Annotated in this window: 10 protein-coding genes; 1 reads left to right on the top strand and 9 read right to left on the bottom strand. The window is 73.3% G+C overall.

What is annotated here, in order from left to right; all coding sequences use genetic code 11:
* Window positions 1–27 precede the first annotated feature (27 nt).
* Complete coding sequence (locus AQJ30_RS32505; RefSeq protein WP_067241090.1) at window positions 28–1,119, top strand: acyltransferase family protein; 1,092 nt, start codon at window positions 28–30, stop codon at window positions 1,117–1,119.
* Window positions 1,120–1,192: 73 nt separating this feature from the next.
* Here the strand turns inward: AQJ30_RS32505 and AQJ30_RS32500 are convergent, their stop codons facing one another.
* The 9 genes from AQJ30_RS32500 to AQJ30_RS32460 form a co-directional block, all read right to left on the bottom strand.
* Window positions 1,193–2,614 carry a DUF6177 family protein gene (locus AQJ30_RS32500; protein WP_067241088.1) on the bottom strand — a complete coding sequence of 474 codons (1,422 nt, stop codon included), beginning with the start codon at window positions 2,612–2,614 and terminating at the stop codon, window positions 1,193–1,195.
* Entirely contained in the window at window positions 2,611–6,597 is a 3,987-nt protein-coding gene (gene eccCa / locus AQJ30_RS32495) for a type VII secretion protein EccCa (RefSeq protein ID WP_067241087.1), read from the bottom strand. The genes AQJ30_RS32500 and eccCa overlap by 4 nt, the downstream gene beginning before the upstream one ends.
* A gap of 34 nt (window positions 6,598–6,631) precedes the next feature.
* Window positions 6,632–8,143, bottom strand: a complete 1,512-nt coding sequence (locus AQJ30_RS39655; protein WP_079084451.1) for a MinD/ParA family ATP-binding protein — start codon at window positions 8,141–8,143, stop codon at window positions 6,632–6,634.
* Window positions 8,144–8,203: 60 nt separating this feature from the next.
* Window positions 8,204–9,559 carry a type VII secretion integral membrane protein EccD gene (gene eccD / locus AQJ30_RS32485; protein WP_067241086.1) on the bottom strand — a complete coding sequence of 452 codons (1,356 nt, stop codon included), beginning with the start codon at window positions 9,557–9,559 and terminating at the stop codon, window positions 8,204–8,206.
* A gap of 76 nt (window positions 9,560–9,635) precedes the next feature.
* Window positions 9,636–9,971 (bottom strand): hypothetical protein, encoded by a 336-nt coding sequence (locus AQJ30_RS32480; protein WP_067241084.1) that lies wholly within the window; start codon window positions 9,969–9,971, stop codon window positions 9,636–9,638.
* 95 nt (window positions 9,972–10,066) lie between these two features.
* Window positions 10,067–10,510: an HD domain-containing protein gene (locus AQJ30_RS32475; RefSeq protein ID WP_067241327.1), complete on the bottom strand. Its 444-nt coding sequence runs from the start codon at window positions 10,508–10,510 to the stop codon at window positions 10,067–10,069.
* A 186-nt stretch (window positions 10,511–10,696) separates the two neighbouring features.
* Window positions 10,697–11,377, bottom strand: a complete 681-nt coding sequence (locus AQJ30_RS39650; protein ID WP_245727233.1) for a hypothetical protein — start codon at window positions 11,375–11,377, stop codon at window positions 10,697–10,699.
* A 126-nt stretch (window positions 11,378–11,503) separates the two neighbouring features.
* Complete coding sequence (locus AQJ30_RS32465; RefSeq protein ID WP_067241082.1) at window positions 11,504–11,908, bottom strand: hypothetical protein; 405 nt, start codon at window positions 11,906–11,908, stop codon at window positions 11,504–11,506.
* Window positions 11,909–11,954: 46 nt separating this feature from the next.
* Window positions 11,955–14,447: ADP-ribosyltransferase (locus AQJ30_RS32460; RefSeq protein ID WP_067241080.1), on the bottom strand; the 2,493-nt coding region annotated here is incomplete at its 5' end.

The raw sequence follows: 14,447 nt of genomic DNA, 5'->3' as shown, positions 1-14,447 counted from the left end.
CCCACGGACACCGCTAGGGTGCCTCAGATGTTCCACGCCGCCTCGTCCCCGGTCCCGAGTCCCCGCCCGCCGCGCCCCGGTCGTGACGCGTTCTTCGACAACGCCAAGTACCTCGCGATCGTGCTGGTGGCCGTGGCCCACTCCTGGGAGCCGCTCAAGGGCGACAGCCGGACGCTGCAGGCCGCGTACCTGTTCGTGTACGCCTTCCACATGCCGGCGTTCATCGTCGTCTCCGGGTTCTTCTCCCGCAGCTTCGACGGCAGCCCCGACCGGCTGAGACGGCTGATCACCGGCGTGGCGGTGCCCTACGTGGTGTTCGAGACGGCGTACCCGCTGTTCCGGCAGGCGGTCGACGGGCAGCCCATGGACATCACCCTGCTGGACCCCTGGTACCTGACCTGGTTCCTGGTCGCCCTGTTCATCTGGCGGCTCACCACCCCCGTCTGGAAGCTCGTGCGGTGGCCCCTGCCGATCGCGCTGGTCCTGGCCATGCTGGCCTCCGTCACCCCCGGCATCGGGGACGACCTCGACCTCCAGCGGGTCCTGCAGTTCCTGCCGTTCTTCGTCCTCGGCCTGTGCCTGAAGCCCGAGCACTTCCGGCTGGTGCGGCGCGCGTCCGTGCGGATCGCCGCCGTCCCCGTGTTCGCCCTGGCGCTGGCGTTCGCGTACTGGGCCGTGCCGCGGATGAACACCGCCTGGTTCTACCACCGCGACGCCGCGCAGGAGCTGGCCGCGCCCTGGTGGGTGGGGCCCGTCATGCAGCTCGCGCTGTTCGGCTGCTCCCTGCTGCTCACCGCGTGCTTCTTCGCGTGGGTGCCGGGACGGACCCTGTGGTTCACCGCGCTGGGCGCCGGCACCCTGTACGGCTACCTGCTGCACGGCTTCCTGATCAAGGCCGCCGACTACCGGGGCGTGTTCGCCCGCCCGTTCTTCCACACCCACCTCGGCATGCTCACGGTGAGCCTGGCCGTCGCGGCCGCCGTCACCGTGCTGTGCAGCGCCCCCGTGCGGCGGGTGTTCCGGTGCGTCGTGGAGCCCCGCATGGACTGGGCGTTCCGCAAGGACCCGGTGCGGGCCGCGCAGGAGCGCGAGCCCCGGCGGGAGAAGGTCTCCGCCTGAGGCCTCCGTCCCGCGCGGGGTCCGCGCTCCGTCGGCTCCACCTGGTCGGCTGCCCCTGGTCGGCCGCCCCCGGTCAGCTGCCCTTGAGGTGCCGCATCAGGCGCTCGAAGTCCTGCCAGCCCGACAGGTCCGACGGGTCGCCCGGGAACGGGTAGTACAGCGCCGGGCGGGTCCTCGGGCCCAGCTCCCGCGGCTTCTCGCGCAGCGGCGTGCGGCGGGCCCGGTCGCCGGGCATCGTTCGGACCTCCTCGGCGCCCAGCACGAAGGCGTACGGCACGCCCGGGCCCTCGAAGTGCGGCGGGACGGAGAGGTCGCGGCGGGCCCTGCGGACCTGGACCAGCATCGACTGGAGGTCGTGGCGGGTGGCCAGCGCCTCCGCGGCCCGCTGCACCGCCTCGGTCGGCGGCTCCTCGGCGGCGCCGTAGCCGAACGCCAGCGTGACGTCCTCCTCGACGCCCGCCGTCGTCCGGGTGATCCGCACCGTCGCGAGGCCGGGCCGCTCCGGGGTGCCGACCACGACCACCCACGTCGGCTCCGGCGACCGCTCGAACGCCACGTCGGTGAGCTGACGCAGCGACCAGGGCAGGTTGGCGGGCTCCTCGGTGCCCCAGCCGGCCGGGGGCTCGCCGGTGATCTCGCGCCAGACCGACTCCACGGCGCCGCCGAGCACCAGCCGGTCGTCGGCGGGGTGCACGCAGCGGAAGGAGACCGCCAGCTGGCGCTCCCCGGTGTCCGCGGCCCCCTGGGCGAAGGTCTCCGCGATGGGGGTGCGCGGGTCCTCGGCCGTCGCGTCGGGCGACTCCAGCGTGACGAACAGGCCGTTCGCCCACTGCAGGATCGCGCCGGACAGGCCGTCGTAGTAGCCGCACTTCTCGTCCTGGACGACCCAGCGCGACGGCCAGCCCGGCAGCGCGCCGCGCACCGCCGGCGACAGCCGGGTGCCCGCCGGGGTGACGATCTGCAGGCCCAACTCGGCCTCGGCGGCGGCCCGGAAGGTGTCCGCGAGCCAGGAGGTCATCGCGACGACCGGCCGGTCCTGGATGACCACGGCGACCTTGTCGGTGAGCACGTCCACGGCGGGCTGCGCGGCCGCCGGCACCGGCACCGCCGTCATGCCGTCGGTGTTCACCACCCCGATCGAGGTGGCCGCCCCGCGCGGCCAGGCGGTGCCGCCGACCAGCGTGGCGATGCGCCCCACGAAGGTCCCGGCGAGCGCCTCGGCCTCCTTCACGCCGGTGGTGGCGCGCGCCTCGGTCCACCAGTACGGCACCTCCGGCTCGCTCGCGCCGAGCAGCCGCTGCGCCTCGCCCCTGACCTGCACGAGGAGCGGGGCCTCCACGGACAGCAGCGGGCGGCCCTGCTCGTCGTGCAGCCGGACGAGCGCCCCCTCCGCCTCGGCGCCGACCAGCAGGTCGGGGCCGCCGGAGAGCAGGCCCGCGATCACGCTCAGCGGGTCCGGCATCTTCTTCGTGAGCGCGACGACGTCCTTCGTCATGGGTTCACCCTCTCCCCCGCGTAGACGGTCTGGATCAGCCGGTTCGGCTCGCCCCGGCGCACCAGCACGCCCCGGCCGGGCGGCTGCTGGGAGGCGTAGACGCCGGTGAAGAGCTGGCCCTCGCTGCGGTCGCCGGTCATCACCAGCGCGGCGGCGCCCGACTCGCGCAGGCCCATCATCAACGGCTCGTACAGCCCGCGTGAGGCGCCCGCGACGCGGCGGGTCAGCACGAAGTGCAGCCCGATGTCCTGCGCCGAGGGGATGTACGGCACGAACGGCGCGAGCGGCTGCTGGCCGGCGGTGGTCAGCACGTCGTAGTCGTCGACCAGGATCACGATGCGCGGGCCGGAGAAGCTGCCCGGCTCCAGGTCGGAGCCGTCGGCGCCGTCGTCGGGCAGCCGCTTGTCCAGTTCGGTGGCGATGCCCGCCGCGAGCGCGCCGCACAGCTTGGCGTTGTAGGCGTAACCGCCCCGGTACTCCTCGGGGATGGCGCCGCGCAGGCCGCGGCGGGGGTCCATCACGCCGAAGACCAGCTCGTCGTCGCCGTAGCGCTCGATGAGGCCCTGGGCGATCACCTTGAGCAGGTTGGTCTTGCCGCACTCGCTGTCGCCGAGGACCAGCAGGTGCTGGTCGTGCCGGAACAGGTCGAGCATGACCGGCGCGAGGTGGGTCTGGTCCAGGGCGATGGGCACCCGGCGCGGTTCGGCGGCCGGGCCGGGCAGCAGCTGCGGCTCCAGGACGTGCGGCAGGACCCGCACCGGCTGGGCGACCTCGCCGGTCCAGGTGGCGCGGATCGTGCGGGCGGTGCGCTCCAGGACCGCGCCCAGGTCGGAGGTGTCGGCGAGGCCGTCGGTGCGGGGCAGCGCGACCTGCGCGAACAGCTTGCGGTCGGTGAGGACGCGGCCCTTCTCCTCCGGGGCGAGGGTCTGGGCGAGCTTGCGCTCGATGCTGGACTCGCTCGGGTCGTTCAGCCGCAGCTCGACGCGGGTGCCGAACTGCGACTGGGTCGCGATCCGCACGTCGTTCCAGCGCAGCATGCCCGCGACGACGTGGATGCCGTAGCCGCTGCCGCGCTTGAGGATGTCGACGACCGCGTCGTCCAGTTCCTCGAAGTCGTCGCGCAGGGCGCCGAACCCGTCGATCAGCAGCACGATCTCCGTGGACGCCAGCTCGGACAGCCGGCCCGCCGCGCGCAGGGTGCGCAGCTGCTCCAGGGAGTCGATGTTGTGGACGCGGAACAGCTCCTCGCGCTGGTCGAGCATGCCGCGCACCGAGTCGATGGTGCGGGCGGCCCGCTCCCGGTCGGCGCGGCCGGCGACGCCGCCGACGTGCGGCAGCCCGGCCAGGGCCTGGAGGCCGCCGCCGACCAGGTCGAGGCCGTAGACGCCGACCTCCTGCGGGGTGTGGGTGAGCGCGAGGGACAGGGCGAGGGTGCGCAGCAGGGTGGTCTTGCCGGACTGGGGTCCGCCGATGACGGCCGCGTGGCCGCCGGCGACCGTGAGGTCCAGGTACCACTGGCCCTGCCACTGCCGGGTCGGGTCGTCCAGGAGGCCCAGCGGCACCTGGAGCGGTCCGCGCCGCGCGGCCAGCTGCATGCCGCGCGCGCCGACCTCCAGGGGGCCCGCGACCTTGTCGAGGGCGACGGCGTCGGGCAGCGGGGGCAGCCAGATCTGGCGCACGGGGCGGGCGCCCGCGTTCTCCAGCTGCTGGACCATGACGCCCATCTCGGTGGGCCCGGTCTCCCGGCGCCGCATCTGCGGCTCCTGGGGCGCGGCGCTCTCCTCCTGGCCGAGGGTGTTGTACGCCTCGTACTCCAGGGCGAGCGGTCCGGTGTCCTCCTCCTCGCGGCGCACGGGGCCGCGGTAGGCGCCGGAGACGTAGCCGGCCTTGAACCGCTCGTAGTGGCTGGTGTCGACCTTGAGGTAGCCGAAGCCGGGCAGCGGCGGCAGGTGGAAGGCGTCGGTGGTGTCCAGGACGGTGCGCGACTCGTCGGCGGAGAAGGTGCGCAGGCCGAGCCGGTACGACAGGTAGGTGTCCAGGCCCTTGAGCTTGCCGCCCTCGATGCGCTGGCTGGACAGCAGCAGGTGCACGCCGATGGAGCGGCCGATGCGGCCGATGGACAGGAACAGGTCGATGAAGTCCGGCTTGGCGGTGAGGAGTTCACCGAACTCGTCGATCACCACGAACAGGTGCGGCAGCGGGTCGAGGTCGGGGCGCTTCTCGGCGCGCAGGGCCGCGTAGTGGCCGATGTCGGCGACGTTGCCCGCGTCCTTGAGGACCTGCTGGCGGCGCTTGACCTCGCCGGCCAGCGAGGCGTGGACGCGCTCGACGAGGCCGGCCTGGTTCTCCAGGTTGGTGATCACGCCGGCCACGTGCGGGAGGTCGGCGAAGGGCGCGAAGGTGGCGCCGCCCTTGTAGTCGACCAGGACCAGCGCGAGGTCCTCCGGCGGGTGGGTGGCGACCAGGGCGAGGACCAGGGTGCGCAGCAGCTCGGACTTGCCGGAGCCGGTGGCGCCGACGCACAGGCCGTGCGGGCCCATGCCGAGCTCGGAGGACTCCTTCAGGTCGAGCAGGACCGGGTCGTGGGAGTCGCTGACGCCGATCGGCACGCGCAGGAAGGCGCGTTCGCCGCGCGGCGCCCACAGCCGGGCCAGGTCGAGGTCGGCGACGTCGTCGATGCCGAGGAGGTCGGCGAAGTCGACCGGACCGCTCAGCGGGGTGTCGGCGGCCATCGAGTCGGCGGACAGGCGCAGCGGGGCGAGCATGCGGGCGAAGCCCTCGGCGAACGGCACGCCGACCTCGTCGACGGTGCCGTGGGCGCCGATCGGCTCCTCCTCGCGCAGGTCCTCGATGGCGATGCGCTCGCCGTCGACGGTGATCCGCACGCCGACGCTGCCGGGTTCCTGGATCCGCTCGTCGAGCAGGTGCAGCACCGTGACGCCCATGTCGCGCAGCCCGACCGCGTCGTCGGGCCGGGGCAGGTCGACCGCGTCGTCGCCGTGCGCGTCGGCGACGACGAGCAGCCGCGAGGTCATCGCGAGGGCGTCCCGCCCGGACAGGCCGCGGCGCACCTCGGCCGCGTAGGAGGCGCGGCGGCGCAGCTCCGGGCCGATCTGGCGGGCCAGTTGGGGCATCGAGGGGGCGATGCGGCGGGCGCTGACCGGCCCGTCGAACTGCTCGGGGTCGAGCAGGTGGGGCAGCCACTTGGCCCACTCCCAGTCGGCGACGCGGTCACCGGGCGCGGCCAGCGCCAGCGCCACGTCGTCGGGGGCGTGCATGGCGGCGGCCTGCACGAGCAGGGCGCGGGCGACGCGGAGGGTGTCCTCGCGGCGGCCGATGACGCTGACGTTGCCGACCCGGTCGAGCGGCACGGTCAGCGGCAGGTCGGTGCCGGTGCGGAAGCGGGCCATCAGCGCGGACGCCTCGTTCAGCATGAACTGGTCCGGCGGGGTCAGCACGGACGAGCCCTGCTGGCCGACCTTGAGGTCCCGCACGGGCATCTCGCCGGTGCCGACCCGCACGCGCAGGAAGTCGCCGTCCAGGCGCCGCCGTTCCCACAGTCGGGCCGGGTCGCGCACGACGTCGTAGAGGGCGTCCGGCGGCGGGTTGAGCACCTGGGCGGTCTCCGCGCGCTCGCGCTCCTCCCGGGACAGCTCCTCGCGCAGGTCCTCCAGGTAGGCGAGGTAGGCCTCGCGCTGGGTGCGGCGGGTGCGCTGGGCCTTGCCGCGCTGGGAGAACACCAGGGTGAGCGAGCCCACCAGGGTGACGACCAGGATGATCGCGCCGAGCCCCGCGAACTGGCTGTTGCGCACGACCGTCATCATCACGACGGACGACATCACGCCGGCCACGGGCAGCAGCGACGTGGCGATCGAACCCGCCTTGCCCTCGGGCAGGTTGGGCGGCGCCTCTATGGTGCGCGGTTCGCTGGCGGCCGGCGGCCGGGTGGTGCGCGCCGGGCGGTGGATCAGTCGGGTACTCATCGTCGTGGCCTCTGTGGGGTCCCTCGGAGGGGGCTCAACGGCGCTTCTGGGACAGTTCGAAGACGTCCGCGGCGAGCCGGGTCACGGCCTGCCGGGTGGCGCGGGCGAGCAGGTCGGTGCGGATGGCGCCGCCGGCCGCGAGGTGCCGGTCGTAGGGCAGGGTCAGCACGCTCGCCCCGGTCGCCTTGAGCTGCTCGGCGGCCTTGTCCAGGTCGAGCCCGCGGTGCGGGACGGTCTCGGTGAGGACGACGACGGTCGAGGTGGTGATGTCCCGGGGCAGGCCGCGCATCCACTCCAGCACCGAGCGGGTGCTGGCGATGCCCTCCAGGGTGGCGGGCACGGTGAGCACCCGGGCCTGCGCGGCGGACAGCGCGGTACGGGCCACCTCGGCGGGCAGCGTCTCGCAGTCGACGACGGTCACGCCGAAGTAGCGGCGCAGCGACACCATCACCCGCTCGTAGCCGCGGGTGTCGAGCATCGCGCCCACCTGCCCCTGGCTGCCCGGCAACAGCCAGGCGTTCTCGGGGAGTTGGACGAGGTAGCCGGTGATGTCCAGCAGCGACATCTGCGGTTCGACGAGGGCGGCGAGGTCACCGGTGGTCCAGCGCAGGCTCTCCGCGCCGAGCCGCACCGGCAGCGAGCCGAGCGCCGGGTCGGCCTCGACGATCAGCACCGGGTCCTGCCGGTAGTGCGCGTAGGTGGCGCCGAGCAGCGCGGCGACGGTGGTCTTGCCGGAGCCGCCGCGGATGGAGGTGACCGCGATCTGCCGCCCGGTGGTGACGGGCCGCTGCAGCACCTCGGCGGTCGCGGTGGCCCCGGCGACCTCGCGCGCGGCGGACGACGACACGGTACGGCGCACCGCGCGCAGCGCCCGGGCGGCGAACGGCTCGCCTCGGCGCGGCTTGAGGGCGGCGGCGGACAGCCGCTTGTCCAGGACGGGGCGGGTGTCGGGCACGGAGCCCCGGCGCGCGGCGGCACCGGCGCCCCGGGCGGGGGGCTGCGGCTGTGCGGGCGGCTGCGGGGCCGGGGCGGCGTGCCGGTCCGGCTGCGGGGCCTGGTGTCCGGGGTGGGGCTGCTGCTGGGCGTAGGGGGCGGCGGGTACGGGGCCCTGGTCGCCGTAGGGCTGCTGGTGGCCCGGGGCGGCGGCGCCCTGGTCACCGTACGGCTGCTGGGGGTACGACGCGGCGGGCGCGCCCTGCTCGCCGTACGGCTGCTGCGGGTAGCCGTAGGCGGGGGCGGGCTGCTGCGGGTAGCCGTACGACGGCTGCTGCTGGGGGTAGCCGTAGCCGGGGCCGGCCTGCGGGGACGGGTCGGGACGGCCCGGGCCCGGGGCGTTCTGCGCGGGCACGCCGGGGTGGGCCGAGGGCCGGGGTGCGGGGGCGCCCCCGTCGGGGGCGGGCTGCTGCGCGGCAGCGTGCTGCTCCGGGGCAGCGTGCTGCGACGGGGGCTGCTGGCCCGCGGGCTGCTGTGACGCGGCCTGCTGGGGGGCCGCGCCGGCCCTCAGGTCGCGCAGCACGTCGTTCTGCCAGTTCTCACCGCTCGGCATGTCGCCCTTCTCCCCTTGCGTCGGCCTCCCCCGGAGCACCGCCGCGTCGTCCCTCGGAACTCAGAACTTGTCGAGCAACTGCCCGTAGATGCCGAACACACCGACGGCCAGCGGGAACAGCCCGATCACGCCGAAGGACTCGATGAGATCGGCGAGCCTGCGCAGCCGTACCCGCACGTGCTCGGGCGGTTCGATCGCGAGGACCAGCAGCGGCAGCACCGCGGCCGCCGCCAGCAGCGCCAGCGCACCGGCCCCGCCGGAGTGGTCCAGCCACAGCACCGCGAGGCGCACGACGAGCACGGCCGCCGCGCCGAACAGCGCCACGACCTCCGCGACCAGCGGGAACGCGCGGGCCCGCGACAGCAGCACCACGGCGGTGAGCGAGGCGAGGACCACCGTCCACACGCTCGGCTCGTCGGCGGTCGTCAGCAGCCAGCCGCCGCCGGCGGCCGAGGCGGCCGCGACCACGGTGGCCAGGGCGAGCCCGCGGTGCGTGGCGGCGAGCGCGTTGGAGACCTGGTGGCGGCTGACGGAGACGCCCGAGGACCGCCGGTCGTCGAGACCGGTGAGCCCGGAGGCCATCAGCGCGAGCCGCGGCAGCAGGCCGAGCAGCACCACGGAGAACACGGCCATCACGGCACCGAGCCGGTCCGGGCGGTCCTGCAGCGCGGCGACGGCCTCCCAGACGAGCGCGACGGCGACGGCGGCGACGGCGCCGATCAGCCCGCCGCGGCCGAGCGGTGAGAAGTAGGCGAGCGCGACCAGCGTGAGCACCAGCGCGCCGACGACGCCGGCCAGCCGGGCTTCGCCGGACCAGTCGTAGGCGTCGGCGGCGGTCCACGCGGCGAGCAGGCCGAGCCCGCCGGCGGCGAACAGCAGCGCGGTGGCGAGCCCCAGATTGCCCTCGCCGACCTTCGCCACGACGGCACCGGCCAGCAGGAAGACCACGGTGGCCGCCAGCAGCGCGGTGGTGACGGACTCCAACGCGAACTCGTGCCGCGCCAGCACCGCCGCGGACACGGCGAACACGACGGTGGCGACCCCGGCGCTGACCCGGCGCGCGGCCGGACGCCAGCGCCAGGCACGCAGGTCGAGGTCGTCGGCGACCTGGTCGGTGACGTCGTGCACGACCGGCGCGGGGGGCGCGGCGTGCGCCCGCACGAGCTGGAGGACGGCGCCGTCGGCGACCTCGGCCGAGGACAGCGTGGCGTCGTTCGGCAGCACCGAGCCGTCGGAGGTGACCAGTTGCCGGGTGGTGGGCCGCGTGGCGACCCGGTCGTCGAGCAACCGCAGTATGTCGGGCAGCAGTTGACCGATCGGCGTGTCCGACGGCAGGACGAGGTCGGCGCGCCGCCGTTCACCGATCAGGGTGACTCGGCTCAGCTGGGTCCGAGACGTCGTTGCAGTGCTCACCACTCACCGGAACCTATCATCGCGTCATTTCGGCCACGGGCCCCGTTCGAGGGGGTCCCGTCACCCCTGTCGGTCGTCTTCACCGCTTCTCCCCACTCGCGCCGGAGGCGCTGCCGGACGGGCCGCCCGACGGAGTGCCCGAGGGGCTGCTGCCGGAGGGGTTGTACAACTGCTCCTGCTGCTGCCGCTGCTTGTCCTGCTCGGCCTTCTGCTTGGCCAGGGTGGCCTGGAGGAAGGACCAGCCGACGCAGCCGGCGCACAGCACGGCCGCGATCGCGATGCCCGCGAACACCTTGCCGAGCCGCTCGTCCAGCGTGCGGCGGCCGCGCTGGGTGCCGAACAGCAGCGCGTCGCGCATCCGCCGCCGGCGTACCGCGACCGACTCGAGCAGTTGGCTGTCGTAGTCCCGTGCCATTCAGTCGTCGTCCCGTGCTGGTGTCGTCTGGTGTCGTCCGCCGGTGTGGTCCGCCGGTGTGGTCCTGGCGTGCCGGTCCGGTCGGTCGGTGCCGGTCAGTCGTCCGGGGTGAGGCCCAAGTACTGCCTCATGGCGCTGTACTTCCGCTCCAGGCGCCGCGCGGTGGCCTCGTCGAGGACGGCGAGCCGGTCCGGGTCGGCGTTGTGCGCGAGGTCCGCCGCCTTGACCAACCGGGCGCCCGGGGTGGCGAGGATCCGCCGCGCGTACTCCTGTGGTGCCTCGCCGGGCCGCTTGGTCACCGCGCGGACGACGTCCTTGGTACGCCGGTCCAGGTCGGCCGTGCGCAGCCAGTCCTCGCTCAGCGCGCCGTCCTCCACGGCGTCGTGCAGCCAGGCCGCGGCGACGAGTTCGTCATCGCCGCCCCGGGCGCGGACGCCCTCGGCGACGGCGCGCAGGTGCTCGGCGTACGGCCGGCCCGCCTTGTCCGTCTGCCCGGCGTGCGCGGCGCGCGCGAGGGCCTCGACCTCGGCGAGACCCAGGCTCACGACGCGCGCCTTCCATCGTGCCCGTGCCCGTACTGCGGCATGCAAGCTCCCCCTTACTTTGCCCGTGCAACATAAGGCACGGGAGGGCGGGGAGTACACCCGGGGGTGCGGATCGGGGGGTGGAGGCGTGGGTGCCGTGGATGCCATGGATGCCGTGGGTGTCGTCGGCTGGTCCGTCGGTCAGGGGTTCTGCGTCAGCCCGGAGACGATCATGAACAGGAGCCACAGGACCGGGACCAGGCCGACGTAGGCGAGGGGCCTGCGGTGCACGGGAACGCCCGGGTCGACCTGCCGCCCGTGCTGCCCCGGCGCCGGGGGCTGGAGCTTCTTCACCTTGCGCGAGACCACGAGGTTGTGGATCAGCGTGAACGGGGTGAACACGAACAGCGAGACGGGACTCCACCAGCCCTGCCAGAGGGTCTCCGTGGTGAGCGCCCGGTACACGGCCACGCCGCACGTCCCGCACATCGGCCCGTCCAGCTTCCGGAAGGTCATGACGACCAACAGCCCACGGTGGGCCCGGAAGGTGACGGGGACGGCGGGGGAACCTCCACAGAACCTGCACGCGGGGGTGAGGGGTTGGGGGTGGGCGGGGTGGGCTTGGTAGCCGGGATGGGGAGAGGGCTGACCGGGGTAGGCGTGGGGTGGTGCGGGGGCGTAGGGGGTGCCGGGGTGCCCGTAGGGCTGACCGGGGTGGGCCTGGGGTGGCCCGAAGGTGCCTGGCCGGGCGAACGGGTTGCCGGTCGGCTGCTGCGGCGGGACGGCGGGCGCCTGGGGGTGACCGCCCGGCTGGGCATACGGGTGGGGACCGCCGGCCTGGGGGGCGGTGGCGTACGGGTTGCCCTGGGGCGGGGTGGCCATGGGTGAGTGACTCTCCGTGGATGACGTCTTCCGGACGGTCATGCATATCGTGGGGGACCCGGGGGACGTCAACCGGGTTGTCCGGCAGAGGGGTTGCCCCGCCGGGGGCGCCGCGACCGGGCGGGGTCAGGAGTCGCTCGCGGCCAAGGCCTTGACCGCGTCAGAGTTCGGGGCGTCGGCGAGCGAGCCGGGCAGGACGCGCCCCCGGTTGCTCTCCGAGGACGACAGCTCCGCGAGCGCCTGAGACGGCGGAATGCCCCGTCCCTTGGCATCCTGCAGCCGGGTGTGCCAGTGCCCCCCCTCGGCGAGGCCCCGGCCCCCGGCGTCGCTGCGGGAAACCCATGCGGCGGCGTCGTCCTCGTCGCACGCCCATACGTAGCCGAGAACGGCGCCGCTCTCCTTGTCCACCACCGTGAGGTACCGCACCGGCTTGTCGGTCCGCCTCTTGTACCGCGACGGCCCCGACCCCACCTGATTGAAATGCACGTCCTCGGCGAAGCGGGGATTGATCGGTCGTTCACTGCTGCTCATGTATCAAAGACTTCCTTGACTGGCTCGGCTCTCAACGCAGCTGATGCTAGGGCTTCGGCCGCGGCAGCACCTCGCCATAGATGTGCCACTTGCCTTGCGTCTCGTCGTAGAACACGCGCGTCACCTTGTACTCGGAACCGCGGGCAAGCAGCAACTCGCGTTCGCCGGGATACTCAGAAAGGTGGTCGATCCAGAGAGCGGGAGTGTCTTTCGGCACTCGGAGGTGCATCCACACGGGCTTCCCGTCGAACGGGGGCGGCGGCGTCTTGCCCAGTGCCGTCGAAGTGAAGGCCTTGTCGTCGAAGGTTTCGCCGAGCATGTCGATGGGACTGTCGATCGGCAGCCCGTCGACCTGGATGTGATCGACCGCGGTGCCACGCACCACCATCAAGTCCTCGGGCACTGGACGGGTGCCCATCACGCGGTCCATCTCAGCGATGGTGTGCTTGAGCGTGTCGCTCAGCGGGCTGTTGATGCGAAGGTGGTTGTTGATGAGCCCGTACTCATTGCCGCTGTACGTCCTGAGCGCGTCCCGAGACTCGGGGGACAAGTCGTCCAGGAAGTCGTTCCAATACGCGTTGCCGTAATTCAGTCCTGCTTCATTACTGACACTGGGCGCAGGATTCGTGCCGTGTGCCAGCTCGGCTTGGGCGACTGCGTGCTTTTCGGCGTCCGTAAGTGCATTGAAGTCGTCCGCGGACACGAGCGGCTTGTACTCGAACGGCTCCATGACCCCGGGGTGCCCCGGGACGTCCACGTCCGGGTGGCCCGGGGTGACGGGCACGTCGGTGCCGTGGTGGGCGCCGGCGTCCGCGGCGCCGTCCCCGACGTCCACGTGGTCCCACGTGCCCGCGTGGTCGCCGGCGTGGGCGTGGTCGTCCCCGGCGTGGGCGGCGTCGTCCGTGTGGCCGGGGCCGTGGGAGCCGTCGTGCGGGTGGCCGTTGGGGGCGTCGTGGCCCGGCGTGTGCGGTGCGTCGGGGGTGTGGCCGCCCGTGTGCGGGGTGGTCGTCGGCGTCTCGTGCGGCGTGGTCGTCGGGACGTCGTGGGTCGCGCCGCCCGCCGGGGTGTCGTGGTACCAGGCCGACGGCGTCGTACCGGAGTGCGCGCCCGCCGAGACCGCGTCACCCGTGCTGTGCGGGATCCCGCCCTGGATGCCGTGGGACACGGGCGCCCCGCCGGTGTACGTCCCACCGCCCCCGGTGGAGTGCGGTACGCCGCCGTGGATTCCGTCGGACGGCGTATGCGCGACAGGGGTGTGCACGCCACTGTCCGCCGTGTGCGGAACGCCCGCGTAGGCCGGGGTGTCGGGGGTCTGGATGGTCCAGTGCTCGGGGAGGCCCGAGGGCGTCTGGTACGACGCCGGAGCCGTCTCGTGCGGGACCGGCGTCGTGTCGATGGTGCCGTCGGGCGAGACGAGGTTGCCGTTCGGCTCCAGGAGCCGGCCGTCGGGGAGGTGGACGGAACCGTCCGGGAGGGTCGGGACCTCGATCTTGCCGATGCCCTTGAGGCCCTTCGCGATGTCGCCGATCTTCGAGAGGCCCGCGCCCGCGCCCTTGGCGATGTACGTCATCGGGTCGATGACCTTGCCGGCCTTGCCCGCCACGGAGAGGACCTTGGCGACCGCGCCGGCCTTGCCCGCGCCCGCCGCGGCACCGCCCGCGCCGCCCGTGAACACCGTCGTCAGGACGTTGAAGGTGACGGCGCCCGCCGCCCGGCCGGGGTTCTTGCCCCACTCGTCCCACGCCACCAGCGCCTTGCCCGTCTCCTTCATCGCGGTGCGCGAATCACGGATCCAGGAGGGCAACTTGTCGTCGGGGACCAGCCAAAAGGCCGTACCGACACCGGGGATGGACGCCAGGGCGAGACCGGTGGCGAGTTGCGCGAGGCCCTTCCAGGCCTGGCCCATCGCGTCCCAGCCGCCGAAGCCGACCAGGGTGCCCAGGCCCTTGATCGTGCCCCATACCCCGTCCACGATCAGCCCGTCCCAGACGAAGGACTTCACCCAGTGGCCCACCTCGTACCAGTGGTGCTTCTCGTCCACCGGGTCACCCCAGGGCAGCTTCGCGTTCTTCAAATCCTCCGCGTTGAAGCCGTACTGGTCCTTACGGTCCGAACCGTCACCGGCCACCATCTGGGTGCCGTTCCAGATCGCGGTGATCTTGTTGTGACACGTCCGCTCCGCCGCCCAGAACGCCGCCACCGTCGCCGTGATGTCGTCCCGCAACTGGTTGTGCTCGTCGACCTTGTCGCCGTCGTACTCCCAGTCGTCGTCGTCCTTCACGGAGTTGACGAACGTCTGCGCCTTGGTCTTGAGCTCCTTGAGCTTCGACACCAGGGGACGGATCTCGGTGGCGTACGACGACAGCGCGCCGGAGACGGTCTCCAGGTGGGTGGCGAAGTCGTCGGCGCGGTCCTGGACCGGCTTGGTGGTGGCGAACAGCTGCTCGGCCTCGGGCGCCGTGTAGAACGCGGACAGCCCCTGGAACTGGGTGTGGACGTCCTTGCCCGTGTCCCGGACGTTCCCGGCATCCTTCTTCAA

The sequence above is a fragment of the Streptomyces longwoodensis genome, assembly GCF_001514125.1.
GTDB classification, from domain to species: Bacteria; Actinomycetota; Actinomycetes; order Streptomycetales; family Streptomycetaceae; genus Streptomyces; species Streptomyces longwoodensis.
Note: the sequence above shows the minus strand (reverse complement) of the source record. Positions and strands in the feature narration are given on the sequence as shown.

Excerpts from the sequence above, each read along its gene's own strand:
- AQJ30_RS32505 (WP_067241090.1), top strand. The coding sequence starts at position 28 with ATGTTCCACGCCGCCTCGTCCCCGGTCCCGAGTCCCCGCCCGCCGCGC.
- AQJ30_RS32500 (WP_067241088.1), bottom strand. The coding sequence starts at position 2,614 with ATGACGAAGGACGTCGTCGCGCTCACGAAGAAGATGCCGGACCCGCTG.
- eccCa (WP_067241087.1), bottom strand. The coding sequence starts at position 6,597 with ATGAGTACCCGACTGATCCACCGCCCGGCGCGCACCACCCGGCCGCCG.
- AQJ30_RS39655 (WP_079084451.1), bottom strand. The coding sequence starts at position 8,143 with ATGCCGAGCGGTGAGAACTGGCAGAACGACGTGCTGCGCGACCTGAGG.
- AQJ30_RS32480 (WP_067241084.1), bottom strand. The coding sequence starts at position 9,971 with ATGGCACGGGACTACGACAGCCAACTGCTCGAGTCGGTCGCGGTACGC.
- AQJ30_RS39650 (WP_245727233.1), bottom strand. The coding sequence starts at position 11,377 with ATGGCCACCCCGCCCCAGGGCAACCCGTACGCCACCGCCCCCCAGGCC.
- AQJ30_RS32465 (WP_067241082.1), bottom strand. The coding sequence starts at position 11,908 with ATGAGCAGCAGTGAACGACCGATCAATCCCCGCTTCGCCGAGGACGTG.